Here is a 25,501-nt window from a genome sequence, read left to right on the forward strand (position 1 = left end):
TCAGCCTCGGCGCTGCCTGCGCTTTTTCCATTGGTGCGCGACCCACCAGCGCCAATACCCCATGGTCAGGCAGTAGGCCAATGCGCCCAGCACCAGCCCCAACACCACCGAACCCAGCAGGAAGGGTTGCCACAGCGTGCTCAACTGGCCGCTGATCCACTCCCAGGTCAGGTCGTCGGGCAGGCTGCGCGGTGGCACATTCATCAGCCAGGCGCCGGTCATGTAGGTGCAGATGAACACCACCGGCATGGTGATCGGGTTGGTCAGCCATACCAGGCTGATGGCGATGGGCATATTGCCGCGCACGGTGATCGCCAGCACTGCCGCCAGCAGCATCTGCAACGGGATCGGGATAAACGCCGCGAACAAACCTACGGCCATGGCGCGTGCCACGGAGTGTCGATTCAGGTGCCAGAGGTTCGGGTCGTGCAGCAACGTGCCAAGAAACTGTAATGACTTGTGTTCCCTGATACTGGTGGGGTCGGGCATGTACCGTTTGAATAAGCGCCGAGGCATAGGGGGTCCAGGTCAGTTCGAGGGGCAAGTATGCCCGCATTCTATAAACAGAAAATTCAGACTTTGTGACAAAACATCATAGGACACGCTGGGCCCTCGTCTAAGACTGAGTGGATCACTTGAAAAGGAGTGTTCATGAAGACAGGGATGTTCGCGCTCGCGTTGGGGTTGCTTGCCTTGCGCTTTCTACCGGCGCTGCCGCCGACGGGATGGCTGATAGCCATGTTGGTGCTGGCATTGATGCTATTGCCTTTTCGTACGTCGCCACTGGCGTTTTTCCTGTTGGGCTTGAGCTGGGCCTGCATCAGTGCGCAGTGGGCGCTGGATGATCGACTACGGCCGGTGCTGGATGGCCAGACGCGATGGCTGGAAGGCCGTGTAACCGGGTTACCGCAGCAGACAGAGACGGGCGTGCGTTTTGAGCTGGCCGACAGCCAGGCGCGCAACGCCCGGTTGCCCAAGCGCATCCGGGTGTTTTGGCACGGCGGGCCGCCGGTACGCAGTGGCGAGCGCTGGCGTCTGGCCGTGACGCTGAAACGGCCTGCCGGGCTGCTCAATTTTCATGGTTTCGATCAGGAGGCCTGGCTGCTGGCCCAGCGCATTGGCGCCACCGGCTCGGTGAAGGATGGTGAGCGCCTGGCGCCGGCGCGTCATGCCTGGCGTGACACTGTTCGCCAACGCCTGATGGCGGTGGACGCCCACGGCCGCGAGGCGGGCCTGGCGGCTTTGGTGCTGGGGGATGGCTCCGGGCTGGCGGCCGAAGACTGGCAGGTGTTGCAGGACACTGGCACGGTGCACCTGCTGGTGATTTCCGGCCAGCACATTGGCTTGCTGGCGGGGTTGATCTACGGGTTGGTCGCGCTACTTGCACGCTACGGCTGCTGGCCCGGTACCTGGCCGTGGCTGCCGTGGGCGTGCGGCCTGGCGTTTGCCGCTGCACTGGGGTACGGCCTGCTGGCAGGGTTTGGCGTGCCGGTGCAACGGGCCTGCGTCATGGTGGGGCTGGTGTTGTTGTGGCGCCTGCGCTTTCGTCATCTGGGCTTCTGGTGGCCGTTGTTGCTGGCACTCAATGGCGTGCTGATCCTGGAGCCACTGGCCAGCCTGCAACCGGGATTCTGGCTGTCCTTCATGGCTGTCGCGGTGCTGGTCCTGGGATTTGGTGGGCGGTTGGGGCCGTGGAGCGTCTGGCAGGCGTGGACACGTCCCCAGTGCTTGATTGCCGTTGGTCTGTTTCCTGTGTTGCTGGTGCTCGGCTTGCCCGTCAGCGTCAGTGCGCCGCTGGCCAACCTGGTTGCCGTGCCGTGGATCAGCCTGGTGGTGTTGCCCCTGGCCTTGCTGGGGAGCGCATTGTTGCCGCTGCCGTATGCGGGTGAGGGCTTGTTGTGGCTGGCGGGTGGGGCGATTGACGGGTTGTTCCGGGGCTTGGCATGGCTCGCTGGGCAAATGCCTGCCTGGATACCGGCCGAGGTGCCCCTGGGTTACTGGCTGATCAGCCTGGTCGGCGCGGTGCTGTTACTGCTGCCCAAAGGCGTGCCGTTTCGGCCACTGGGCTGGCCGCTGCTGTTGTTGGCCGTGTTTCCACCCCGCGAGCTCGTGCCCCATGGGCGGGTGGAGGTGGTGCAGCTGGATGTCGGGCAAGGTCAGGCCTTGATCCTGCGTACCCGCCATCACACGTTGCTCTACGATGCCGGCCCGCGTTCGGGGACGGTTGATCTCGGTGCCCGCGTGGTAGTGCCTGCGTTGAAAAAACTCGGCGTCGGGACGCTGGATATGATGCTGCTGAGCCACGCCGACGCCGATCATGCCGGTGGGGCGTCGGCTGTTGCCCGAGGGTTGCCGATCCGGCGTGTCGTGGGCGGTGAAACCGAGGGGTTGCCCGGGTTTCTTGCCACCCAGCCCTGTGTCAGCGGCGAACGGTGGGAGTGGGACGGTGTGGCATTCGAGCTGTGGCAGTGGCCTGATGCGATTGATGGCAACCCCAAGTCCTGTGTTCTGCAGGTCCAGGCCAATGGTGAGCGGCTGCTGCTCACGGGGGATATTGATCGGGCTGCCGAGCGAGCATTTCTCGCGTCTTCGCTGGCCGTGCGCACCGATTGGCTGCAGTCGCCTCACCATGGCAGCCGCAGTTCGTCGTCGTGGCCTTTTCTACAGCAGCTGGCGCCCACGTCGGTGCTAATTTCCCGTGGGCGTGGCAATGCGTTCGGCCATCCTCACCCGCAGGTGGTGGAGCGCTACCAGCGACTGGGCAGCCAGATATACGACAGTGCCGAGCATGGCGCGGTGCGTGTGCAATTAGGGGCTTTCCAGCCACCGACTGTTGCGCGTAGTCAACGCCGTTTTTGGCGCGAAACGTTACCCTGAGCCGGCCATGCCAAAGGCCGGCGCCTGGGACAGACGGGTCCAAGGCCGACGAACCCCGCCGCCGAACCTATATGGTAAAGTGGCGCACTTTTTCGAGGGGACATTCACTGTGTGGGAATTGGTCAAATCTGGCGGCTGGATGATGTTGCCCATCATCCTGAGCTCCATCGCCGCACTCGGCATCGTTGCCGAACGTTTGTGGACCCTGCGCGCCAGTCGCGTCACCCCCGAGCATCTGCTGGGGCAGGTCTGGAGCTGGATCAAGAACAAGCAGCTGGACAAGGACAAACTCAAGGAACTGCGCGCCAACTCGCCGCTGGGTGAAATCCTCGCCGCCGGCCTGGCCAACTCCAAGCATGGTCGCGAGATCATGAAAGAGTGCATCGAAGAGGCCGCCGCCCGGGTCATCCATGAACTGGAGCGCTATATCAACGCCCTCGGCACCATCGCAGCCATGGCGCCGTTGCTCGGCTTGCTGGGGACGGTACTGGGCATGATCGATATTTTCAGCTCGTTCATGGGCTCGGGCATGACCACCAACGCGGCCGTGCTGGCCGGCGGTATCTCCAAGGCCCTGATTACCACGGCGGCGGGCCTGATGGTCGGTATTCCTTCGGTGTTCTTCCACCGTTTCCTGCAGCGGCGCATCGATGAACTGGTGGTCGGTATGGAGCAGGAAGCCATCAAGCTGGTGGAAGTGGTGCAGGGCGACCGTGATGTGGACCTGGTTGGGGGCAAAGCGTGAAATTTCGCCGCAAGCAACGGGAAAATGTCGACATCAACCTCGCGTCGTTGATCGACGTGGTGTTTATCCTGCTGCTGTTTTTTGTCGTCACCACCACCTTCACCCGGCAGACCGAACTGCGTGTCGACCTGCCGGAAGCCGTGAGTGGTTCGCCGGCCGAAGACCAGGAAGTCAAGCAACTGGACATCGCCATCAGCGCCGACGGGGCGTTTTCGGTGAATAACCAGGTGCTGGAGAAAAACGACCTCGCCAGCCTCATGGCGGCCTTGGAGAAAGAATCCGGCGGCGATACCAAGATGCCGTTGTCCATCAGTGCCGATGGCAAGACCCAGCACCAGGCCGTGATCACGGCGATGGACGCCGCCGGCAAGCTCGGTTTCAGCCATCTGCGCATGAGCACTGTCGAGGCGGCGAGCCAACCCTGATGGCCATGTCCGATCGTTTGCTTAAGGCCTGGTACGAGGGCCATCCGGCGCTCGCGTTGTTGCGTCCGCTGGAATCGTTGTATCGCCGGGTGGTGCAGCGCAAGCGCGCGCGGTTCCTGGCGGGAGAGGGCGAGATCTATCAATCGCCGGTGCCGGTGGTGGTGGTCGGTAATATCACTGTGGGCGGCACCGGCAAGACGCCGTTGATCCTGTGGTTGATCGAACACTGCCGACGCAGTGGCCTGCGGGTGGGTGTGGTCAGTCGCGGCTATGGCGCCAAGCCACCGCAGTTGCCCTGGCGCGTCGAGGCCAGCCACAGCGCCACGGTGGCGGGTGACGAGCCTTTGCTGATCGTGCAGCGCTGCGGCGTGCCGCTGATGATCGATCCCGACCGCAGTCGTGCGGTGCAGGCCTTGCTTGCCAGCGAGACCCTCGACCTGATCCTCTCCGACGACGGCCTGCAACACTACCGCCTGGCCCGTGACCTGGAACTGGTGCTGATCGACGCCGCCCGGGGCCTGGGCAATCGCCGTTGCCTGCCGGCCGGGCCATTGCGCGAGCCGGTTGAGCGCTTGCACAGTGTGGATGCGCTGCTCTACAACGGTGCCGGCTCGGATCGCGACGATGGCTTTGGGTTTCGCCTGCAACCTACCGCACTGGTCAACCTGCACAGCGGCGAGCGCCAGTCGCTGGCGTACTTTCCTGAGGGGCAGCAGGTACATGCGGTCGCCGGTATCGGTAATCCACAACGTTTCTTCAACACCCTTGAAACGCTACACTGGCAGCCGATTTCCCATGTTTTTGCCGACCACGCGCCCTACAGCGCCGAGGTCTTGAATTTTACCCCGTCATTGCCACTGGTCATGACCGAGAAGGACGCGGTGAAGTGCCGCGCCTTTGCCCAGCCCGACTGGTGGTACCTTGCGGTGGATGCGGTGCCGTCGCCGGCGTTCGTCGCCTGGTTCGACACGCAGCTGATGCGCCTGCTGCCCGCCCGTCTTTTGCCTTAAACGCTGCTATCCAGGAAACACTCATGGACACCAAACTACTCGACATCCTCGCTTGCCCGATCTGCAAAGGCCCGCTCAAGCTCAGCGCCGATAAAACCGAGCTGATCAGCAAGGGCGCCGGCCTGGCGTACCCGATCCGTGATGGCATCCCGGTGATGCTGGAAAGCGAAGCCCGCACCCTGACCACCGACGAGCGCCTGGATAAATGACCACCGCCTTTACCGTTGTCATTCCTTCCCGCTACGCCTCGACACGCCTGCCGGGCAAGCCGCTGCAACTGATCGGCAGCAAGCCGATGATCCAGCTGGTGTGGGAGCAGGCCTGCAAAAGCAGCGCTGAGCGTGTCGTGGTGGCCACTGATGACCCGCGCATTATCGAGGCCTGCAAAGGGTTCGGCGCCGAAGCGGTGCTGACCCGTGAAGATCACAACTCCGGCACCGATCGCCTGGCCGAAGTGGCCACGCAGTTGGGCCTGGCGCCCGACGCCATCGTCGTCAATGTGCAAGGTGACGAGCCGTTGATCCCGCCGGGCGTGATCGACCAGGTGGCCGCCAACCTGGCCGCCCATGGTGAAGCGCGTATGGCGACCCTGGCCGAGCCGATTGAAGACATCGACACCCTGTTCAACCCGAACGTGGTCAAGGTGGTCAGTGATGTCAACGGCCTGGCGCTGACTTTCAGCCGTTCGACCTTGCCCTGGGCGCGTGACGCCTTCGCCAGGAACCCTGACCTGTTGCCGGAAGGGGTGCCGTACCGTCGCCATATCGGCATCTACGCCTACCGTGCCGGTTTTCTGCATGACTTCGTCAGCTGGGGGCCGTGCTGGTTGGAAAATACCGAATCCCTGGAGCAACTCCGAGCCCTTTGGCACGGCGTACGCATCCACGTGGGCGATGCTCTGGAAGCACCGCCTGCGGGTGTCGATACCCCGGAAGACCTTGAGCGCGTCCGTCGCCTGCTGGGGGCCTGATGGAGGTTCTGTTTGTCTGCCTGGGCAATATCTGCCGCTCGCCCACCGCCGAGGGCGTACTGCGCCATAAATTGCGCGAAGCCGGGTTGGCGGGGCAGGTCGAGGTAGCGTCCGCCGGCACTGGCGACTGGCATATCGGCAACCCACCGGACCAACGCAGCCAGCGTGCGGCGTTGGTGCGCGGTTATGACTTGTCGGACCAGCGTGCCCAGCAGGTCTCCCGCGCCGATTTTGCGCGCTATGACCTGATCCTGGCGATGGACAACAGCAACCTGCGCAATCTAAAGGCCATGCAGCCCGGCCAGGGCAAGGCGGAGCTGGACCTGTTTCTGCGCCGCTACGACGCTGAAGTGGACGAGGTGCCAGATCCCTACTACGAAGGCGAACAAGGCTTCGAACGGGTCCTGGACCTGATCGAGCAGGCGTGTGATTTATTGGTGATCGAATTGAAGGGGCGGTTATGACCTTGCAAGTGCTGGCGCAGGTGTCGCTCAAGCCATTCAACAGCTTTGGCATTGATGTGCGTGCCCAACTCTTCGCCGAAGCTCACAGCGACGCCGATGTGCGCGAGGCGCTGGCCTATGCGTCGACCCAGGCGTTGCCCTTGCTGGTGATCGGCGGTGGCAGCAACTTGCTGCTGACCCAGGACATCCCTGCTTTGGTGTTGCGCATGGCCACCCAGGGCATTCGGGTGCTGCAGGATGATGGTGTGCAGGTGGTGGTCGAAGCCGAAGCAGGCGAGGCCTGGCACCCGTTTGTACTGTGGACCCTGGAACAGGGCTTCTGCGGCCTGGAAAACCTCAGCCTGATCCCCGGCACCGTCGGTGCTGCCCCCATGCAGAACATCGGCGCCTACGGCGTGGAGATCAAGGACGTCTTTGCCGGCTTGACCGCCCTCGATCGCCAGACCGGCGAGTTGCGCGATTTCAGCCTGGAAGAATGCAACTTTGCCTACCGCGACAGCCTGTTCAAGCATGAAACCGGGCGCTGGCTGATCCTGCGGGTACGCTTTGCCCTGAGTCGCGCCAGCCACCTCAAGCTCGACTACGGCCCAGTGCAGCAGCGCCTGGCAGGGCAGGGGATCACCGAGGCGACACCGAGCGATGTCAGTCGCGCGATTTGCAGTATCCGTAGCGAAAAATTGCCCGACCCGGCAGTGCTGGGCAATGCCGGCAGCTTCTTCAAGAACCCGCTGGTGTCCAAGGCTCTGGCTGAAGAGTTACAGGCGCAGTATCCGGACCTGGTGGCTTACCCGCAGGCGGATGGGCAGATGAAGCTGGCCGCTGGCTGGCTGATCGACAAGGCCGGCTGGAAGGGCTTTCGTGACGGCGATGCCGGCGTGCATGCCCTGCAGGCGCTGGTGTTGGTCAACTATGGCGGCGCCACAGGGCACGATATTGCCAACCTGGCCCAGCGTATCCAGCGGGATATCGCCCAGCGTTTCAAGGTCGAGCTGGAAATGGAACCTAACCAGTACTAATGCCGTGAAAACAAAAATGCCCCGCATCTGTCGATACGGGGCATTTTTTATGCAGCGAGTAAATCAGTCGTCGCGGCTCATGATGCCGAAGATCTGCAACAGGCTGATAAACAGGTTGTAGATCGACACATACAGGCTGACGGTCGCCATGATGTAGTTGCGCTCACCGCCGTGGATGATGGCGCTGGTCTGGAACAGGATGCACACGGAGGAGAACAGCACAAAACCCGCGCTGATCGCCAGTTGCAGGCCGCTGATCTGGAAGAACATGCCCGCCACCACCGCCGCCAGCAACACGAAGAAGCCTGCGGTGATGAAACCACCCAGGAAGCTCATGTCCTTGCGGGTGATCAGCACGTAGGCCGACAGACCACCAAACACCAGGGCGGTCATGGCAAACGCCGAGCTGACCACTTCCGCACCACCGGCCATGCCGAGGTAACGGTTGAGGATCGGGCCGAGGATAAAGCCCATGAAGCCGGTCAAGGCAAACGCCGACACCAGGCCCCAGGCCGAGTCACGCAGCTTGTTGGTCAGGAAGAACAGGCCATAGAAACCGATCAGTACGACAAAGATATTCGGGTAGCCGACGTGCATCTGCTGGGCCACGAACGCCATTAAGCCGCTGAATGCGAGGGTAAGGGCGAGCAGTCCATAGGTGTTGCGCAACACGCGGCTGACTTCAAGCTGCTCAGCCTGCGCGTTACCATTCACTGCGTAATTCTGTTCGCGCATGGCGACACTCCTTCGGTTTTGAAACGTTCAGTCGCAAAGATCATAACAGACGCTCTGTAACAAGCGATGGCGAGAGTTTGACAGTGTGTTTCATTCGGGTATTATGGCGCCCGCTGAGACAGGATGGGCTATCCTAATCCTGTGATGCACAAGGGAAATTGGCAGAGTGGTTGAATGCACCGGTCTTGAAAACCGGCGAACGTTAATAGCGTTCCCAGGGTTCGAATCCCTGGTTTCCCGCCAAGATTCAAACAAAAGCCCCGCGATTGCGGGGCTTTTGCGTTTCTGGGGTTTGGCGATCTTCTGCTTACTGTGCCCTGTAGCAGACTCGTGCAGCCAATACTGATGATGCCGATGCAGCCCGGGACTGGAATCACGGAACTGAAACCACTTCAACGGGGACATTGAATTTGTGTTTTTTCCAGTCAGCTTTTGCTCGTCATCTTTTTGTTTTTTTACTACTATCGTTCATCTGCGCACTCAAGGAAGAGAGGCTGAGCGCCTTGAGGCTGGTAGAAAAATTACACTCGATCATTGAATGAGTTATTACTTTTACCCAGAACCTAACGACTCAGCCATCCGTAATTACCTCTTGGTGGAACCGATGGATAAAATGTGTGGCATCGTTGTAGTGGTAGGGCTTGCCCTCTCTGGATGCGCTACGAAAACTCCAGAAAAACCTGATGTGACTCCACCTCCTGCCGTCGTCCAGGAAGCACCGCCTGAAGTCGCACCTTCGACACCAGAAAAATGGACTGTGCGATATGAGGCTGCACCTGCGAACGCCAGTGCTGACGCCCCGAAAGCAGCTTCTCCGGATGCGGCTCAGTCAGAATCAGAAACAAACTTGAACCAAAATCGCGCTGAGCAATGCCGTAAAGAATTGGATGTTTTAAAGGTCTACAACAAAGCGTCTTACGATAAATACGAGGCGCAATACCAGGCCATTGCTGCCAAGACTGCCAAATACATGGAAATTAAAGACTCATTGGGTCCCGATTTAAACTACATGGTTATGCCGGCTTATCAATTTCAAATTCGTGAGTTCTGCTTCCGAGTTAAGACCCGTCTGTCGGAGCTTGTGCTTCGCCAAGCCCGATAATATTCCGCGTCCGGGGACGTCTTTTGCCCGCTAGAGAAACGCTGAAAAAGACTTCCATCTCTGGTGAAACAAGCGCTGCATTGTCCGAAAGATGACGAGGGTCCCAGGCGTGGTTTCCCGCCAGGACTTAAACGAAAGCCCCGCCTTAGCGGGGCTTTCGTGTTTCCGGCCCCAATGTCGCGAACGTTGTGAACCCGTTGGCATTAACCCCTATGCACAGGGAACGATGTTAATAGGCCATGTTCCAACCTGCCGTGCCAAGCCTGCCCAGTGGGGGCACGGCTCAATCGGCTCCGCGTAAACCGCGGTGCGCGCTACCCCATTACAAGGACGCAAGATTTATGCAGTCATCCCCTTCCCAAGCGCCTTCCGCCACCGGCGAACTGATCGCCAGTTTCCGTCACGGCAAGGGTTTTCTGATTTTCAGTTTGATATTTGGCGTTGTGTTGTTAGGTCTCGCCGGGTTTGTGTTGTATCTGGGCACGATCCTGCCACCGGGCAATGAGGGGCCGGTCAGCCTCCAGACGTCCCGTGGCATGGCCTTCAGCTTCAGCAGCCCCCATACCTTGATTTACGCCACCAGCGCTTTGCTGGCGGTTCTCGGGCTGGGTGTATTTGCCGCTTACGCCTGGCACAGGAAACTGCGTGCGCCGCTTTACGACGTGTATGAACATGGTATCGAGCGCATCATCAATGATCAGCGTGAATACACCGCCTTTGCCGAGATTGATGACTTGTATCTGTTTGGCTCCGGGCAAACTGTGCTGACCGGCATGATCACCAACGTGGCCTACCGTCGTAATGCCACGGAGCCGTTTCATCGAGTGATCGAGAGCCTCAAGGGCTTTCACGATTTCCAGCAGTTGGTCCGTGAGCTGCACGTACGTGCACGTCTGCCGGGGGTGCTGGCGACGCTGGGGGCGGGCGGGGCGGTCAGGTTCAATTGCATCAGCTCCGGGCAGGTGTGGAGCAAGCGCGTCAGCGGCAACTTCCTCAAAATCACCACGACGCCGATTGTGGTGAGCCAGGATTTCCTCGAATACCAGGGGCGCAAGGTGCCGATGTCGTCGTTGCGTACCGTCGACCTCAACGCCTGGACCGAAAAGGTGGTGATCAAGGACGAGAGCGGCAAACCCGTGTTGTCGACCATCGCCACCGGCATCCTGAGCCATGACCTGTTCCTCAATACCCTCGATGCCGTTTTTGCGGCTGAAGAACAAAAACGCGAGCTGGCGTGAGCCGGCAGCGTCAAAGATGAGTATTAAACGATGATATATCGCGGCGCAGGCTGGCTGATGCTGTTCACACCGGTGGCCATGGTGTTGTTGCTGATGGGGGTGTGGCCCGACCCCAGCGTCAAACCCGGCAATACCTCACTGATGCAACTGTTGATGGGGGTGGGGATTGGCTCGGCCATCAACACCGTGCTGGGCTTTGTCCTGAATCGGCAGGTGCATGAAGATGGCGTGCGCCATCACTTCTTTTTCATGCCCATGCAGTGGCCGGCGCTGGCGATCATGATTGTCTGCGCGGTGATTGCCCTGCTCAAGTAAGGCTGCCCGTAGGCGGGCGTCCAACTAACGGTTTGAGGGGAATGCGAAGGTTCCTGGCTTTTCGCCCATTATTGAACGCTGTAACCCCTGGAGCCTGCTGGATGAACCGTCAAGACCCACCTCACCGCGTCGCCACGCTTCCTGGAGCGCCAAGCACTGGAAACCCTGTCGCGCACCCACCCACCTGGTATTACGGCCCTGATCTACCGAGCGTTGGCGGCAGTGGTCGGGGGATCCTGGGGTTCTACATTGCGCTACTGATGCTGTTGCCGGGCTACGGGCTGGTGATGTCGCTCCTGGCTGGGCTCGGAGCGCTGCAGGGCGCGCCGGCCAGCGCTGAATCGAGTTTTACGACGTCAACGCTCATCCTGTTCATGCTCGGTACCGCAGTGCTCATCGGTGCGATGTTTGCCTGGATGGCCTCTACGCCTCATGTGGAGGCCTTTACGTTCGATGAAAACCAGCAACTGCTTAGCCTCACGGTTATCCGTCGTGGCCGCGGGCCCTACGAAGTGCGCGTGCCATTCAGCAACATCATTTACGTCTGCCCCTATGTCCTCGCCCGGTTTGATCGCTATGGGCATTTCCACCTCGTGGGTCAGGGACCCAAGGACAAGGTTTTCGAATATCAGTTGGGTGAGGGTATCTCTCTGGACGAAATGGCGTTCCACGCTGAATGGTTGCGGGGAATGATAGGGGCGCGGATGCACGAGCTGGTGAATCTGGATAAATGAAACATTCGCGTTAATACCAGACGCGTAGTGTCGGGCCGTCCGCGCTTGAAACCCGCGCGAACGCTACTGCGGCAGCAATGGCATTTAAGTTGATGGGCCCAAATACAGGGCGAAAACTGCCCCAGCCACACTCGCAGCTGATCTTAAAGGCAGTGACCCATGGCTCAGCAGAAAAGCTGAGCCACCGATAGCAGGCAAATCACCTGGACAAAAATCTGAGCTCGAATGGGATGTTTCATCTGTGCGACCCTCCTGTACAGCTGCGGGGGAGAAGTGCCGTACGCGATGTAGATCCTCCCTGGATCGCCAACAACACTCGCAACTGTTCCATTGAGTATAGGCCCTGAAACGAATCTTTCACGATTGGGCCGATTCAGCGCCCGGCATGCTCTGCTTACAACTATCTGCCCAGCCCATCGCACTTTTTTTCATTTCTCCAATCTATCTTTGTCCCAGCCCTGCCGATTTCCCGCGCGGGCAAAAGAACCAGATCGGGTGCCGATGGCTCGCACGTTACTTTTATTCAAGACTCGACAAGTGCGTCGGCCACTGTGGCTGGCCGTGGTGTTAATGCTCTGCGCCAGTGGCTGTACCCAGCAGCAGGGACGCGACATCGCCAAGCAGTTCAGTAACGGCAAACCCGATGAATTCTTCCAGACCAGTGTCGATCGCATGGCAACCCTGGGCATGCGCGACAACTTGCAAAGCCTGTATTTGCTCATGAACAAGCTCTACCTGCGCAACCCCAACCAGTGGCGCCAGTCGGGTTATCCGGATGCGGTGAGCGCTGCGCGGGAGATCCGCCTGGCCATTGAGCAGCGCCGCTCATTGCCTGCCCTCGGGGAGCGTCGCGACCTGGCGGCGCTGAGTTACTCGTTGAGCCCCGAGTTTCAGGGTGATCGGGTCGGGGCGTTTATCTATGCCATCAGCAGCATGATCGTGACCGCCCACGGTGGGCGTACCGAGTTCTACATTACCGACTCGATCAACCCGCAGTTCGTCAGCAACGCCGCGCGCAATATCGAGAAGGCCACCTGGTTGCTCAGCAAGCGCCAGGATGCAAATGGCGTCCTGCTCCTGTTTTCCAACGAGATCTCGGAGGAGGGCAGCAACCTGAGTTTCGCCGTCGAGTTCGGCAAGATTGTTGCGCGCCTTGACCTGTTGACCCAGATGCTCGACGAGCGCTACCGCCGTATTGGGCTTAACTATGCACAAAGCCTGTTGCTGATGAATTTCCTGCCCGTGCAGTAATGCATTTCGTCGGCAGTGAGTTAAGCCGTACCACCGATGGCCGATGCAATGATGACGCCTGTGACTTGAGGAGAGTGTTATCAAACATCTAACGGTTGAAGAGTTGGACGCCATTACGGAGATTGAAACCACGTCCAACATTTTGCGACTCACCACGCGTTTGACTGGAATGCGGTTTTCCGCCATTTCCAAGATGACCGAGAGTCACTGGGTGGCCTGTGCCGTGCACGATGAGTTGCATTTCGGGCTGGAGGTGGGCGACGAGTTGCGGGTCGAAGCCACCCTATGTAACCAGGCACGCGCCAATCGCAAGTCGATCATCATCGAGCACGCCAGCAAGGATCCGGTGTTCTGGGAGCATCCGTTGCCCAAGGCCCATGGGTTTGAGAGTTATATCTCGTTGCCCATTGTGTTTTCGGATGGCACCGTCTTCGGCACTTTGTGCGCCCTGGATGTGTTGCCCAAGCAGCTTGAGAACCCACAGATGTTCGAAATCCTGAGCATATTTACGCGGCTTATCGGCACCACCTTGGAGTTGCAACGCAGCCGGGCATGAGCCGAGCTTATTTTGCCCGCGGCAAGCCTTTTAAGCGTTGAATGTGGCCTTGGGGAGTGCTGTTTCTCTTTCTGCTGTAGGAATTTGCCTATCTTGCATCCCGATGCTTGAAACACCTGTCTGTGCACAATAGCCTCGGATTTTTCTGAAAAAACGAGGCCCTACCTTGGGTAAGCGAAAAACGGCTTGGCCGACGGACCGCGAAATACGCCTGCGCTTTATCCTCTTCGCTGTGATCGACGCTGCCAGCGTTCAGGGTGTTCCCTCCGAGTTGTTGCTCCCCGCGCATAAACTGCTGCGGGACTCGCCGACAGAAGCGCAGTTGCTCACCGCCCTGGATGAAATTCTTGCCGCTGATGAAATGCATGGGTTCAGGTTGCCACCGGGGTCCGAGGCCGATGAATTGATGCAGTCGCTGGAGAAGCCCGACGGCTAGGGGCATCCGTTAGATCGTTTATTTCCTTAAGATTGGACGAGATTCCTCAATCGAATATCCATGACGTCCATTCACGCCAGGGAACGGATGCAAGTAACGCAATAGCGTCCGATTCATTGTCATCGCACCTGTTGCAGCTGTCTTGTTCGACCAAGCGTCCCCGGGAGCATCCATTCCTGCTGCTCTGCCGGCGTCTTGCGCAGCCCTCCGGCCTCTCTAGAATCGGCGCCAGAACCTAGCCATTTCCTGTCGATTACGGAGTTTCGAACATGATGAATGCAATGCAGATGCCGATGAACACCTCCATGCCAATGATGCCGATGATGGGCATGCCAATGATGATGGCAACCATGAAATGCGAAATGGCCGCTGACGCCATGATGTGCACCATGAAGCCGGCAGCCGGCATGGACATGGCCCAGTTCAAGACCAATGCCGAAATGATGGCGATGATGATGAACTGCGGCATGCCAATGATGATGCAGTGCGCCAACCTGTCGATGATGTGCATGTCGGCTGACGCCATGGCCATGATGACCGGCATGAACATGATGCCGATGATGGGCATGCCCATGCCGATGATGAAGTGCGTCATGGAATGCACCATGATGGCCGACGGCATGATGTGCAAAATGATGCCGATGCCGGGCATGAGCATGGACATGATGAACAACTGCTGCATGCTCATGAACAAAATGATGAACGACTGCGCCATGCCCATGATGATGAGCTGCAACGGCATGCCGATGATGTGCTGCACCTGCTGACAGGTCCCGCGCGATGAAAAAACGCCCCGATAAGTCGGGGCGTTTTTTTTGCCGTGATTAATCCAGCCGCTCGGGGTAGGTGATCACCAGGAACGCCACGGCTTCGCTGTCCGCCGGGTTGCGGTAGCGGTGGGGCTGGTCGGCGTAGAACAGGATTGAATCGCCGGTGGACAGCAGGTAGCGCTCGTCATTGACGCTGACTTCCAGTACGCCTTGGGCCACCACCAGGTTTTCCTGGATGCCCGGGCCGTGGCCCTGGGACACTTCCTCGCCGAGTGCCCGCAGGCGAATCTCGTAGAATTCGGACTGGCGTGCCGTATCGTAGGGAAACAATGCGCGGCTGATAAACGCGCCATCGGCACTCACCAGGCGCTTGCTCTGCTGCGCGGGCAACACTTCCACCCCTTCGAACGCGCGATCTTCCAGGAACGCCGCCACCGACACCTTCAAGCCCTTGGCAATTTTGCACAACACCTTGATCGACGGCACGCTGCGCCCGGATTCGATCTGCGCCAGCATTGCCCGGCTCACGCCGCAGGCGCGTGCCAGGGCGTCCAGTGACAAGTGCCGTTTGCTGCGCAGGCGTTGCAGGTTATGCGCCACGCACAAGCTGATCACATCGTCATCGGTGCTGGGCTTGGGCAGCGGTTCGGGCGGTTCGGGAATCACATGCAGGAAATTCATAGGCCTACGCCCGGCGTGTATCGCTGGGCGTTGCGGCGTGGGTGGTAAACACCGCCAACCCTGCGCGCGCCGCGTACATCGCCCACATCAACTCGGCCGCTGCACGTGCCTGGCGGCGTTTGCGGTGGAGGGTAAAGTCGATGACGGTGGCGGATGCAGGCATGGGAGGCGATCTCGTAGGTGACTCGATGGCTCCACAGTAATGGGTACTGGTTATTTCTTTAAATACTGAGTTTGCATGTATTAATTCGATTTTGGACTTAAAAAATAAATCCGGTCCGACGCTGTTGTGGGAAGCGTCTGGTCCGTTATTAAGGCGTGACTTGGCGGGCATCGTTGTCTTCCCATCACTGTTCGCGTGACGGCCCAGCCTTTCACGCCCCCGAATTCCAAGGATCCGCCCATGCTGCTGCGCCCACCTCCGTTCCTGTTCGCCGCCCTGACCTTTAGCTCGCTGGTGCACGCCGAAGACCTGCAATTGGCACCGGTCGAAGTCACCACGCCCGAGGCCGGCGCTGGCGAAGTGGCCCAGGCGCAGCTCAAGAGCGTGCCCGGCGCCACCAATTACATCGACATGAGCAGCGTGCAGCAGGGGCGGGTGAGCACCAACGAAGACGTGTTCAAGTATCAGCCGGGTGTGTATGCCAAGGCGGCGAATAACGAAGGGGTGAAGCTGTCCATTCGCGGTTCGGGCCTGAACCGCAGCCCAGGCGCCCATGCTTCAGGGCTGTACGAAATGTTCGATGGCTTGCCGCTGACCGGCCCCGGCGGCACCCCATATGAACTCAAGGACCCATTGTGGCAAAGCCGCGTCGAGGTATTGCGCGGCGCCAACGGTTTTGATCAAGGCGCGTTGGCCCTGGGCGGCGCGGTCAACTACGTGACCCATACCGGCTACGATGCGCCCAAGCTGCAAGTGCGCTACGAAGCCGGCAGCCGTGGCTATGCCCAGCGCGAGATCAGTTCGGGCCAGGTGCTGGGGGATGCCGACTACTACATCAGCCTCACCGACTCGGAATCCGACGGCTACCAGCGCCAGAGCGCCGCCACCGGCAAGGGCGTGGCCGCCAACTTCGGCTACCGCTTCAACCCGGACCTGGAAACCCGTTTCTATTTCCGCTACCGCGAAACCACCAACGACACCCCCGGCAAACTCACCCGCGCCCAGATCAGCCACGACCCGCGCGCCGCCAACAGTCTCAACGCTGCCCGCGATTCCAAGCGCCTGCAACCGGGTTCCACCTGGATCGCCAACAAGACCACCTTGCAGTTGGACGACAATTCGCGCCTGGAAGTCGGGCTGGCCTATCACGATTACCCGATGGACCTGCGCGAAGGCACCAACCGTCTCAAGGTGGCCTACACCGATATCAGCAGCACCCTGAATTACATCCGCCAGGACACGCTGTTCGGCCACGACAGCAAAACCACCCTCGGCCTGCGCACCACCCAGGCGATGCCCAACAACGGCGCATCGGAATACGTGCGCACGCCGGCCGGCAACACCGCAACCTACGCCCCCGGCACCAAGACCCGCGACTACAGCTACCTGGGCTCCGACACCGTGCTGCATATCGGTAACGACCTGGAACTGGCCCAGGACCTGTGGCTGACCACCGGCCTGGCCGCGATCTACACCCGCCGTGAGACCCAGGTCACCTATCCCGAAGGCCAGGCACCGCTCAGCCAGCATGACTGGGACTACGCACCGCGCATCGGCCTGCGCTATGACTTCACCCCGCAATTGCAGGTGTACGGCAACTTGAGCCGCTCGGTCGAGCCGCCGCATGCGTGGTCGATGATCTGGGGTTCCAACAAATACTTTCCAGCGGGAAGCGGCCCGGCCACTGGATTACAGCGCGAAGGCGTCAGCCTGAAAAACCAGACTGCCACCACCCTGGAAATCGGTGGCCGTGGCGAAGCATGGCTCGGCCAGTGGGACCTGGCGCTGTACCGCTCCGAAGTGCGCCACGAACTGCTTACCGTGGAAACCCAGGCCCAGACCTCGACCAGCAATGCCATCGTCGCCGAATCCAACGCCAGCCCCACGGTGCACCAGGGCGTGGAACTGGGCCTGCTCAGCCCGCTGTGGGACGGTGGCCGCAGCGGTAAGCTCGACCTGCGCCAGGCCTATACCTTCAGCGACTTCCACTACCGCGACGACGACCGTTTCGGCGGCAACCGCTTGCCGGGCATCCCCCAGCACTACTATCAGGCGCAACTGCGCTACAGCCACCCGACGGGCTTCTACACCAGCCTCAATACCGAGCATTCCTCGCGGGTGGCGGTGGATTACGCCAATTCCTATTACGCCGCGTCCTACACCCTTCTGGGCGCGACCTTCGGCTACGACGCACCCAAGCAGGACTGGCAAGCCTGGGTCGACCTGCGCAACCTTACCAACCGTCGCTACGCCAACACCGTCACGCCGGGCTACGACGACAAGGGCCTGGATGTCGCACGCTCAACCCCGGCCGACGGCCGCGGAATCTACACCGGTGTCTCATGGAGCTGGCGCTAAGAGGACACACAGTTACCTGCTGCATGGAGATCAAACTGTGGGAGGGGGCTTGCCCCCGATAGCGGTGTATCAGCGACAGATAAGCTGACTGACCCACCCTCTATCGGGAGCAAGCCCCCTCCCACAGTTGATTCATGGTGCTTTCAGCGCTTGTGCGCCCCTTGCCCCACTATCGTTTTACTGGCATTGTTTGCGCAATTGGTAACTCTTCCCATTTGAGACTCTTTTGCGCATGCATGACATTCCGGCCGCGCTGGGCGATTCAGTGCGTCAGCAGACCCTTACGGCGATGTACTGCGAGCACCACGGCTGGTTGCAGGGCTGGCTGCGCAGAAAACTGGGATGTTCCCAGCACGCCGCCGACCTGGCCCACGATGCCTTCATCCGTGTGCTGATGCTGGCCGAGCCGCAAAATATCCAGGAACCCCGGGCCTTCCTGGCCACCACGGCGGGGCGTTTGCTGATCGATGGCGCCCGGCGTCGACGCATTGAAAAAGCCTACATGGAAGCCCTGGTGATCCAGAGCGAGGATGCCGGCATGCCCGACCCGGCCGCGATCCATGTGGCCCTGCAAGCCCTGGAACGCATCGCCGAAATGCTTGCCGGCTTGCCCGCCAAGTCTCGCGAAGCCTTCCTGTTGAGTCGCCTCGACGGGCTGACCTACAGCGAAATCGCCACGCGCCTGGAGGTGTCCCCCAGTACCGTCAAAAACTACATCTCCAGCGCCCTGGTGCACTGCTACCACAGCTTGCACGCGGCAGACCCGCTGGCATGAACTCCGAACAGATCATCCAGCAAGCCGCGAATTGGCTGACCCGCCTGCACGACGAAGAGGTCAGCGACGCCGAGCGCCACGCCTTCAACGCCTGGTGCCAGGCCGACCCTCGTCACGCCGTCGCCATCGAGCGCATGCGCTCACTGTGGGACAGCCTCGATACCTTGCCTGCACAACCCGCACGCCTGGCCCTGAACCGCGCGTTTGCCCCGCGTCGCGCGCGCGGTGCCCAGGCGATGGGCGTGCTCGGCGTATTACTCTGCGGCTGGCTGGGCCTTACGCACCTGCCGGTGTGGATGGCCGACCAGCGCACCGGCGTGGGTGAGCGGCGCCAGATCGCCCTTGAAGACGGCAGCCAGTTGCAACTCAACAGCAACTCGGCGGTGGACGTGAAATTCGACGGCCACCAACGGGTGATCGAACTGCTGCAAGGCGAACTCTGGGTCGACGTGGCCAAGGATGCGCAACGGCCCTTCGTGGTGCGCACCGACCAAGGCACGGCGACGGCACTGGGCACGCGTTATTTGGTCAAGCGCGCGCCAGACGGCACGACGGTGGTGACGGTGATCGAGTCCACCGTGGCGGTCAAAGGGGACAGCAGCGAAGGGGTCAAGGTCACTGCCGGCCAGCGTTCGATCCTCGACCATGGTCGCGCCCAACCGCCCCGGGCCACCGACGACACCGACCCGGACGCCTGGACCCGTGGCCTGCTCAAGGTCAACGACCAACCCTTGAGCGAAGTGCTGCAAACCCTGGCCAGCTACCGCCACGGCCTGCTGCGCTTCGACCCCCAGGCCCTGCAGAACCTGCGGGTGACGGGGGTGTTCAAGCTGGATGACACGGCGGCGGCGCTGTCGACGTTGGCGGATAACCTGCCGATCCAGGTGGAGTACTTCACCGACTTGCTGGTGGTGGTCAAGCCGCGCTAGCGTTCGTTCTGGCGCAGGCGCTTGTACAGGGTGTTGCGGCTCACGCCCAGCTCCCGCGCCAGGTGGGAAATATTCCCGCCGGCGGCCTTCAAGCGCTGGGTCAGGTCGATGCTGGCATCCAGGTGTTCACTGGCGGGCAGTGGCGCCGTCAGGTTCAAATCGACAAAAAAATCGTCCGGCAGATGCTCCGGACGGATCGGCTGTTCCTCGGCCATCGCCAGCGCCACCTGCAACACGCTGCTCACCTGACGCAGGTTGCCGGGCCACGGGTGCTGTTCGAACAGCGCCAGCACCTCGGCGCTGAGCCCGGCCCACTGGCTTGGCTCCCGGTATTGCTGCCACAGTTGCTGGAACAGCGCCCGTTTGTCGCTGCGCTCGCGTAATGGCGGCAATTCAAGGGTCAGGCCGCCGATGCGGTAGTACAAGTCCTCGCGAAAGCGCCCGGCCTGGACCTGCTCGCGCAAGGCTCGGTTAGTGGCCGAGATGATGCGCAAATCCACCGGGAACAACTCGCTGCTGCCCACCGGTTGCACGCAACGCTCCTGCAATACCCGCAACAGGCGCGCTTGCGTCGGCAGCGGCATATCGCCGATTTCATCGAGGAACAGCGTGCCCTTGTCGGCCTTGCGGATCAGGCCGATGCTGCCTTTCTGGTTGGCGCCGGTGAACGCGCCTTTTTCGTAGCCGAACAGTTCCGATTCCACCAGCTCGGCGGGAATCGCCGCACAGTTCACCGCGATAAACGCCTGCTGGCTGCGGGAACTGGCCTGGTGCAGGGCCTTGACGAAGACTTCCTTGCCCACCCCGGTTTCCCCGTGGATCAGCAGCGGGATGTCCTTCTCCAGTAGGCGCTCGGCCTGGCGCACGGCTTTTTCCACGCGCACATCACCAAAGTGCAAGGTCTTCAGGCCAATCGCGGCGGGCTTTGGCGCAACGGGCTCGCTGAACACGCGGGCCTGCACCGGCATCTGCTTCGGCCGCTTCAGCAGGCACTGGAAGCGATTGCGTCCCGCCGCCTGCAGCGAAAAGGGCAGGCCCTCCGGCTGATTGAGCAACTCCAGCAGCGACACCTTGAACAAACTGTCGATCATCACCCGCGACAAACTGATGCCCAGCAGGTTGTCTGCCCGGCGGTTGGCCGAAAGCACCTGGCCGCTCTCATCAAAGATCAGCAGGCCCGCCCATTGGCTGTCGAGGTTGCTCAGGCCGGTGTTGAAGGTCAGCTGGAAGTGTTCGCCGCGAAACAGGTTGAGGATCAGCCGGTTTTCCACGGTCTGGCTCATCATCTTGACCATGCCCAGGGTGTGGGAGGGCGGCAGGTAGCTGTCACTGGAGACATCCAGCACCGCGATGATTTCGCGCTGGGCATCGAAGATCGGCGCTGCCGAGCCGGTCATGAAGCGGTTGGCCTTGAGGAAGTGTTCGTCATGTTCGATATGCACCGCCTGGGCGCAGGCCAGTGCAGTGCCGATGGCATTGGTGCCGCTGGAACGCTCCATCCAGCTGGCCCCGGCGCTGAACCCCCGGGCCAGCTTGGGCTCGATAAAGCGCTGGGTGCCCCAACTGGTCAATACCTGGCCCTGGTTGTCGGCCAGCATGATCAGGCAGTTGGAATTGCTCAGGATGTTTTCGTAGTAGGGCAGGACTTCCTGGTGCGTGGTCTGCACCAGGGAATGCTGGCTTTCCAGCAATTGGCTGATGCCCTCGGCGGGCAGTTGATCGAAGCTGGGCGTGCTCTGGTGGTCCAGGCCGAAGGCGCGGCAACGGCGCCAGGATTCCTGGATAAGGGTGTCGTGAGCCAGGGGTTCGGCCATGGGGCGACCTTCTTTTTATTGTTTTGGGGTCTTGCACAATCAACGGATGCAACGAAGTCAATCGGGTTCAAAGAGTGTTGTTCATAACTGTTCATTGTCAACCCCCGGATTGTTCAGTTGTTCAGCCAGACCTGTTCATTTCTGTTCGCTCCTGAACATCCCGTTTCACCCATTTCCTTGCGGATCAAGCACCTGCCGTTTTTGGCATGAAACTCGCTCTGACGACTGGCCAGATTCATTCCAATAATAAAAAGGTCGTGTCATGTCATTGACCCTGGAACATGTCTCCCGCGTCGTCGAAGGCCAAACCTGGATCGACGACGCCAACCTGCGCTTCGAAGCCGGCTCCTTCAACGTCCTGCTGGGCCGCACCCTGTCCGGCAAGACCAGCCTGATGCGCCTGATGGCGGGCCTGGACAAGCCCGACAGCGGGCGCATCCTGATGAACGGCGTGGATGTCACCCACAAACCGGTGCGCCTGCGCAACGTGTCGATGGTGTATCAGCAGTTCATCAACTACCCGACCATGACCGTGTTCGAAAACATCGCCTCGCCGTTGCGCCAGGCCGGTGTGTCTAACGAGCTGATCCAGAGCAAGGTGCTGGAAACCGCGCGGATGCTGCGCATCGAGAAATTCCTGCAACGTCACCCGCTGGAGTTGTCCGGTGGCCAGCAGCAACGCACGGCCATGGCCCGCGCGTTGGTGAAAGATGCCGAACTGATCCTGTTCGACGAGCCGCTGGTGAACCTGGACTACAAACTGCGCGAAGAGCTGCGTCAGGAAATGCGCGAGCTGTTCAAGGCGCGGCACACCATTGCCATCTACGCCACCACCGAGCCCAACGAGGCCCTGGCCCTGGGTGGCACTACCACCATTCTTCACGAAGGCCGGGTGATCCAGAGCGGCAAGGCCGCCGAGGTGTATCACCAGCCACAGACCGTGTTGGCCGCCGAGCTGTTTTCCGAGCCGCCGATCAACCTGATGCCGGGGCGTATCAGCGGTAACGAGGTGAGCTTCGCCAATTTCGTGCACTTCCCGCTGAACGTCGACCTGCGTCCCATCGGCGAAGGCGAATTCCGCTTTGGTGTGCGCCCCAGCCATATCAGCCTGGTGCCGAGCAACGACGACGACCTCGAGCTGGCGGTGACCGTGGAAGTCGCCGAAATCAGCGGTTCGGAAACCTTCCTGCATGTGCGCAGCGAGCACTTCCTGCTGGTGCTGCACCTGCCGGGGGTGCATGAGTACGACGTCGACGCGCCGATCCGCGTGTACATCCCCACCCATAAACTGTTTGTGTTCGATGGCCAGGGCCGTTTGGTCCAGGCCCCCGGGCGCCGCGTCGCGAGGGTTGCCTGATGGCCGAGATCCATTTGCAGAACCTGGCGCACAGCTACAGTCCCACGCCTAGCGGCCCTGAGGACTACGCCATCCGGGCAATGAATCACGTGTGGGAGCAGGGCGGTGCCTACGCCTTGCTCGGGCCGTCGGGCTGCGGCAAGTCGACGTTGCTCAACATCATCTCCGGCCTGCTCAGCCCGTCCGAAGGGCAGGTGCTGTTCGATACCCGAGTGGTCAATGACCTCACCCCGGAAAAACGCAACATCGCCCAGGTGTTCCAGTTCCCGGTGGTGTACGACACCATGACCGTGTTCGATAACCTGGCCTTTCCCCTGCGAAACCAGGGCATGGCCGAGGCGAAAATTCACAGCAAAGTGCAGGAAATTGCCGAAGTCCTCGACCTGCAAAACCTGCTGAGCAAAAAAGCCCGCAACCTCACCGCCGATGAAAAACAGAAAGTCTCCATGGGCCGTGGCCTGGTGCGGGATGACGTGTCGGCCATCCTCTTTGACGAACCGCTGACGGTGATCGACCCGCACCTCAAGTGGAAGCTGCGGCGCAAGCTCAAGCAGATCCATGAGCAGTTCAATATCACCATGGTCTACGTCACCCATGACCAGCTTGAGGCCTCGACCTTCGCCGACAAGATCGCGGTGATGTACGGCGGGCAGATCGTGCAGTTCGGCACGCCCCGTGAGTTGTTCGAGCGGCCCAGCCACACCTTTGTCGGCTATTTCATCGGTAGCCCTGGGATGAATCTGATCGAAGTGCAGGCCGAGGCCGGCGGTGTGCGCTTTGCCAGCACGGTTCTGCCGTTGTCCGAGGCTTTGCAGCAACGCATTGCCGGCAGCGACTACAAGACGCTGCAGGTGGGGATCCGCCCGGAATTCATTCACGTGTGGGACGAGTACAACCCTGACGCCCTGCAAGCCGATGTCACTCACCTCGAAGACCTCGGCACCTACAAGATCATGACCCTCAACCTTGACGGCGCCACCCTCAAGGTGCGCCTGGCCGAAGACAAACCGGTGCCCGAGGGCAGGGCGTCCATCAGCTTTCCCGCGCAGTGGCTGATGGTGTATGCCGACGACTACCTGCTGGAGGTGCAGCCATGAACAAGGTGCAGAACAACAAGGCCTGGTGGCTGGTGTTACCGGTGTTCCTGCTGGTGGCATTCAGTGCGGTGATCCCGATGATGACGGTGGTCAACTATTCGGTGCAGGACATCTTCGACCAGTCCAGCCGCTACTTTGTCGGCGCCGACTGGTACAAGCAGGTGCTGCTCGACCCGCGCCTGCATGACTCGCTGCTGCGCCAGTTCATCTATTCGGCCTGCGTGCTGCTGATCGAAATTCCCCTGGGCATCGCCATCGCCCTGACCATGCCGACCAAGGGCCGCTGGTCGTCGCTGGTGCTGATCATCCTCGCCATTCCGCTGCTGATTCCGTGGAACGTGGTGGGCACCATCTGGCAGATCTTCGGCCGCGCCGATATCGGCCTGCTGGGCTACAGCCTCAACGCCCTGGGCATCAGCTACAACTACGCGGCCAACACCATGGACGCCTGGGTCACCGTGCTGGTGATGGACGTGTGGCACTGGACCTCACTGGTGGCGCTGCTGTGCTACTCCGGGTTGCGGGCGATCCCGGATGTGTACTACCAGGCCGCACGTATCGATCGGGCCTCGGCGTGGGCGGTGTTCCGGCATATCCAGTTGCCGAAGATGAAAAGCGTGCTGCTGATCGCGGTGATGCTGCGCTTCATGGACAGTTTCATGATCTACACCGAGCCCTTCGTCCTCACGGGCGGCGGGCCGGGTAATGCCACGACGTTCCTCAGTCAGACGCTGACCCAGATGGCCGTAGGCCAATTCGACCTGGGCCCGGCGGCGGCGTTTTCCCTGGTGTACTTCCTGATCATCCTGTTGGTGTCCTGGCTGTTCTACACCGCCATGACCCACTCCGACGCCAACCGCTGAGGCCGCCAACATGAGCAAGCGCAAGGTTATTCCGCTGCTGATCTACATCCTGTTCCTGCTGGTGCCGATCTACTGGCTGCTGAACATGTCCTTCAAGAGCAACACCGAAATCCTCGGCGGGCTGACCCTGTTTCCGCAGGATTTCACCCTGGCCAACTACAAGGTGATCTTCACCGACCCGAGCTGGTACACCGGTTACCTCAACTCGCTGTACTACGTGAGCCTGAATACGGTGATTTCCCTGAGCGTGGCGTTGCCGGCAGCCTATGCCTTCTCGCGCTACCGCTTCCTGGGTGACAAGCACCTGTTCTTCTGGTTGCTGACCAACCGCATGGCGCCACCGGCGGTGTTCCTGCTGCCGTTTTTCCAGCTGTATTCGTCCATCGGCCTGTTCGACACGCACATCGCCGTGGCCTTGGCCCACTGCCTGTTCAACGTACCGCTGGCGGTGTGGATCCTGGAGGGCTTCATGTCGGGGGTGCCGAAGGAAATCGACGAAACCGCCTACATCGACGGCTATAGTTTTCCCAAGTTCTTCGTGAAGATTTTTATCCCGTTGATCGGCTCCGGCATCGGTGTGACCGCGTTTTTCTGCTTCATGTTTTCCTGGGTCGAGCTGCTGCTGGCGCGCACCCTGACCTCGGTCAACGCCAAGCCCATCGCCGCAGTGATGACCCGTACGGTGTCGGCCTCGGGTATCGATTGGGGCGTGCTGGCAGCGGCGGGGGTGTTGACCATCCTGCCCGGCATGCTGGTGATCTGGTTTGTTCGCAACCACGTGGCCAAGGGCTTTGCCCTGGGCCGGGTCTGAGGAGTCGAT

At 60.6% G+C, this 25,501-nt stretch carries 28 protein-coding genes and 1 tRNA gene; 23 read left to right on the plus strand and 6 right to left on the minus strand.

Features of this window, described 5'->3' with window-relative positions:
- A complete protein-coding gene (locus AC07OT_RS24710) occupies positions 1 to 516 on the minus strand; it encodes a DUF2062 domain-containing protein (RefSeq protein ID WP_065940048.1) in 516 nt (171 codons plus the stop codon).
- 135 nt (positions 517 to 651) lie between these two features.
- Here AC07OT_RS24710 and AC07OT_RS24715 point away from each other — a divergent pair, with 135 nt between their 5' ends.
- From AC07OT_RS24715 to murB, 8 genes are all read left to right on the plus strand, one after another.
- On the plus strand, positions 652 to 2,877 hold the full coding sequence (locus AC07OT_RS24715; RefSeq protein ID WP_495109277.1) for a ComEC/Rec2 family competence protein: 2,226 nt from the start codon (positions 652 to 654) through the stop codon (positions 2,875 to 2,877).
- Between the two features lie 109 nt (positions 2,878 to 2,986).
- Complete coding sequence (locus AC07OT_RS24720; RefSeq protein WP_027607320.1) at positions 2,987 to 3,622, plus strand: MotA/TolQ/ExbB proton channel family protein; 636 nt, start codon at positions 2,987 to 2,989, stop codon at positions 3,620 to 3,622.
- A complete protein-coding gene (locus AC07OT_RS24725) occupies positions 3,619 to 4,047 on the plus strand; it encodes an ExbD/TolR family protein (RefSeq protein WP_027607319.1) in 429 nt (142 codons plus the stop codon). Before AC07OT_RS24720 ends, AC07OT_RS24725 begins: the two co-directional genes overlap by 4 nt.
- Positions 4,047 to 5,057 (plus strand): tetraacyldisaccharide 4'-kinase, encoded by a 1,011-nt coding sequence (gene lpxK / locus AC07OT_RS24730; protein WP_495109278.1) that lies wholly within the window; start codon positions 4,047 to 4,049, stop codon positions 5,055 to 5,057. The genes AC07OT_RS24725 and lpxK overlap by 1 nt, the downstream gene beginning before the upstream one ends.
- A 23-nt stretch (positions 5,058 to 5,080) precedes the next feature.
- Positions 5,081 to 5,266, plus strand: coding sequence for a Trm112 family protein (locus AC07OT_RS24735; RefSeq protein WP_003174668.1), 186 nt, complete (start codon positions 5,081 to 5,083; stop codon positions 5,264 to 5,266).
- Entirely contained in the window at positions 5,263 to 6,027 is a 765-nt protein-coding gene (kdsB, locus tag AC07OT_RS24740; protein WP_065927093.1) for a 3-deoxy-manno-octulosonate cytidylyltransferase, read from the plus strand. The genes AC07OT_RS24735 and kdsB overlap by 4 nt, the downstream gene beginning before the upstream one ends.
- Entirely contained in the window at positions 6,027 to 6,491 is a 465-nt protein-coding gene (locus tag AC07OT_RS24745) for a low molecular weight protein-tyrosine-phosphatase (protein ID WP_495109279.1), read from the plus strand. Before kdsB ends, AC07OT_RS24745 begins: the two co-directional genes overlap by 1 nt.
- Positions 6,488 to 7,507, plus strand: coding sequence for a UDP-N-acetylmuramate dehydrogenase (gene murB / locus AC07OT_RS24750; protein ID WP_495109280.1), 1,020 nt, complete (start codon positions 6,488 to 6,490; stop codon positions 7,505 to 7,507). Before AC07OT_RS24745 ends, murB begins: the two co-directional genes overlap by 4 nt.
- 63 nt (positions 7,508 to 7,570) lie before the next feature.
- On the opposite strand, the gene AC07OT_RS24755 is transcribed toward murB, so the two are convergent.
- Positions 7,571 to 8,242: a Bax inhibitor-1/YccA family protein gene (locus AC07OT_RS24755; RefSeq protein WP_115488832.1), complete on the minus strand. Its 672-nt coding sequence runs from the start codon at positions 8,240 to 8,242 to the stop codon at positions 7,571 to 7,573.
- A 152-nt stretch (positions 8,243 to 8,394) separates the two neighbouring features.
- Between AC07OT_RS24755 and AC07OT_RS24760 the strand changes: the two genes are divergently transcribed.
- The 8 genes from AC07OT_RS24760 to AC07OT_RS24795 all read left to right on the plus strand — a co-directional run bounded on the left by AC07OT_RS24760 (position 8,395) and on the right by AC07OT_RS24795 (position 13,874).
- Positions 8,395 to 8,485, plus strand: a tRNA-Ser gene (locus AC07OT_RS24760).
- A 295-nt stretch (positions 8,486 to 8,780) separates the two neighbouring features.
- A complete protein-coding gene (locus tag AC07OT_RS24765) occupies positions 8,781 to 9,344 on the plus strand; it encodes a YuaE family lipoprotein (RefSeq protein ID WP_495109281.1) in 564 nt (187 codons plus the stop codon).
- A 341-nt stretch (positions 9,345 to 9,685) separates the two neighbouring features.
- Positions 9,686 to 10,582, plus strand: a complete 897-nt coding sequence (locus tag AC07OT_RS24770; protein WP_495109282.1) for a hypothetical protein — start codon at positions 9,686 to 9,688, stop codon at positions 10,580 to 10,582.
- Positions 10,583 to 10,612: 30 nt separating this feature from the next.
- Positions 10,613 to 10,897 carry a hypothetical protein gene (locus AC07OT_RS24775; RefSeq protein WP_495109283.1) on the plus strand — a complete coding sequence of 95 codons (285 nt, stop codon included), beginning with the start codon at positions 10,613 to 10,615 and terminating at the stop codon, positions 10,895 to 10,897.
- A 101-nt stretch (positions 10,898 to 10,998) separates the two neighbouring features.
- A complete protein-coding gene (locus AC07OT_RS24780) occupies positions 10,999 to 11,631 on the plus strand; it encodes a hypothetical protein (protein WP_495109284.1) in 633 nt (210 codons plus the stop codon).
- 501 nt (positions 11,632 to 12,132) lie between these two features.
- Positions 12,133 to 12,882, plus strand: coding sequence for a hypothetical protein (locus AC07OT_RS24785; RefSeq protein ID WP_495109285.1), 750 nt, complete (start codon positions 12,133 to 12,135; stop codon positions 12,880 to 12,882).
- Positions 12,883 to 12,961: 79 nt separating this feature from the next.
- Positions 12,962 to 13,438 carry a GAF domain-containing protein gene (locus AC07OT_RS24790; protein ID WP_065941791.1) on the plus strand — a complete coding sequence of 159 codons (477 nt, stop codon included), beginning with the start codon at positions 12,962 to 12,964 and terminating at the stop codon, positions 13,436 to 13,438.
- A gap of 166 nt (positions 13,439 to 13,604) precedes the next feature.
- Positions 13,605 to 13,874, plus strand: a complete 270-nt coding sequence (locus tag AC07OT_RS24795; RefSeq protein ID WP_495109286.1) for a hypothetical protein — start codon at positions 13,605 to 13,607, stop codon at positions 13,872 to 13,874.
- Between the two features lie 253 nt (positions 13,875 to 14,127).
- Here AC07OT_RS24795 and AC07OT_RS24800 read toward each other — a convergent pair whose 3' ends face one another.
- The 3 genes from AC07OT_RS24800 to AC07OT_RS24810 all read right to left on the minus strand — a co-directional run bounded on the left by AC07OT_RS24800 (position 14,128) and on the right by AC07OT_RS24810 (position 15,488).
- A complete protein-coding gene (locus tag AC07OT_RS24800) occupies positions 14,128 to 14,634 on the minus strand; it encodes a hypothetical protein (RefSeq protein WP_065941793.1) in 507 nt (168 codons plus the stop codon).
- Between the two features lie 64 nt (positions 14,635 to 14,698).
- Complete coding sequence (locus AC07OT_RS24805; RefSeq protein ID WP_495102844.1) at positions 14,699 to 15,325, minus strand: helix-turn-helix domain-containing protein; 627 nt, start codon at positions 15,323 to 15,325, stop codon at positions 14,699 to 14,701.
- Positions 15,326 to 15,329: 4 nt separating this feature from the next.
- Positions 15,330 to 15,488: a hypothetical protein gene (locus AC07OT_RS24810; RefSeq protein WP_162844266.1), complete on the minus strand. Its 159-nt coding sequence runs from the start codon at positions 15,486 to 15,488 to the stop codon at positions 15,330 to 15,332.
- 240 nt (positions 15,489 to 15,728) lie between these two features.
- Between AC07OT_RS24810 and AC07OT_RS24815 the strand changes: the two genes are divergently transcribed.
- From AC07OT_RS24815 to AC07OT_RS24825, 3 genes are all read left to right on the plus strand, one after another.
- A complete protein-coding gene (locus tag AC07OT_RS24815) occupies positions 15,729 to 17,846 on the plus strand; it encodes a TonB-dependent receptor family protein (RefSeq protein ID WP_495109287.1) in 2,118 nt (705 codons plus the stop codon).
- A gap of 232 nt (positions 17,847 to 18,078) precedes the next feature.
- Positions 18,079 to 18,621, plus strand: a complete 543-nt coding sequence (locus tag AC07OT_RS24820; protein WP_495109288.1) for a sigma-70 family RNA polymerase sigma factor — start codon at positions 18,079 to 18,081, stop codon at positions 18,619 to 18,621.
- Positions 18,618 to 19,550, plus strand: coding sequence for a FecR family protein (locus tag AC07OT_RS24825; RefSeq protein WP_495109289.1), 933 nt, complete (start codon positions 18,618 to 18,620; stop codon positions 19,548 to 19,550). The genes AC07OT_RS24820 and AC07OT_RS24825 overlap by 4 nt, the downstream gene beginning before the upstream one ends.
- Here the strand turns inward: AC07OT_RS24825 and AC07OT_RS24830 are convergent.
- Positions 19,547 to 21,364, minus strand: coding sequence for a sigma-54-dependent Fis family transcriptional regulator (locus tag AC07OT_RS24830; RefSeq protein WP_141155356.1), 1,818 nt, complete (start codon positions 21,362 to 21,364; stop codon positions 19,547 to 19,549). The two genes, AC07OT_RS24825 and AC07OT_RS24830, sit on opposite strands and share 4 nt — an antisense overlap.
- Before the next feature lie 262 nt (positions 21,365 to 21,626).
- Here AC07OT_RS24830 and AC07OT_RS24835 point away from each other — a divergent pair, with 262 nt between their 5' ends.
- The 4 genes from AC07OT_RS24835 to AC07OT_RS24850 are packed head-to-tail and all read left to right on the plus strand — an operon-like array spanning position 21,627 to position 25,492.
- Positions 21,627 to 22,721 carry an ABC transporter ATP-binding protein gene (locus AC07OT_RS24835; RefSeq protein WP_027607299.1) on the plus strand — a complete coding sequence of 365 codons (1,095 nt, stop codon included), beginning with the start codon at positions 21,627 to 21,629 and terminating at the stop codon, positions 22,719 to 22,721.
- Entirely contained in the window at positions 22,721 to 23,818 is a 1,098-nt protein-coding gene (locus AC07OT_RS24840; protein ID WP_141155355.1) for an ABC transporter ATP-binding protein, read from the plus strand. The genes AC07OT_RS24835 and AC07OT_RS24840 overlap by 1 nt, the downstream gene beginning before the upstream one ends.
- Positions 23,815 to 24,681, plus strand: a complete 867-nt coding sequence (locus AC07OT_RS24845; RefSeq protein WP_025858174.1) for a carbohydrate ABC transporter permease — start codon at positions 23,815 to 23,817, stop codon at positions 24,679 to 24,681. The genes AC07OT_RS24840 and AC07OT_RS24845 overlap by 4 nt, the downstream gene beginning before the upstream one ends.
- A 10-nt stretch (positions 24,682 to 24,691) precedes the next feature.
- The gene (locus tag AC07OT_RS24850; protein WP_003174634.1) at positions 24,692 to 25,492 is read left to right on the plus strand and encodes a carbohydrate ABC transporter permease; all 801 of its coding nucleotides are present in this window, start codon (positions 24,692 to 24,694) and stop codon (positions 25,490 to 25,492) included.
- The last annotated feature ends 9 nt before the right edge of the window (positions 25,493 to 25,501 follow it).

It is taken from the genome of Pseudomonas sp. GW821-FHT09C10 (genome assembly GCF_059418085.1).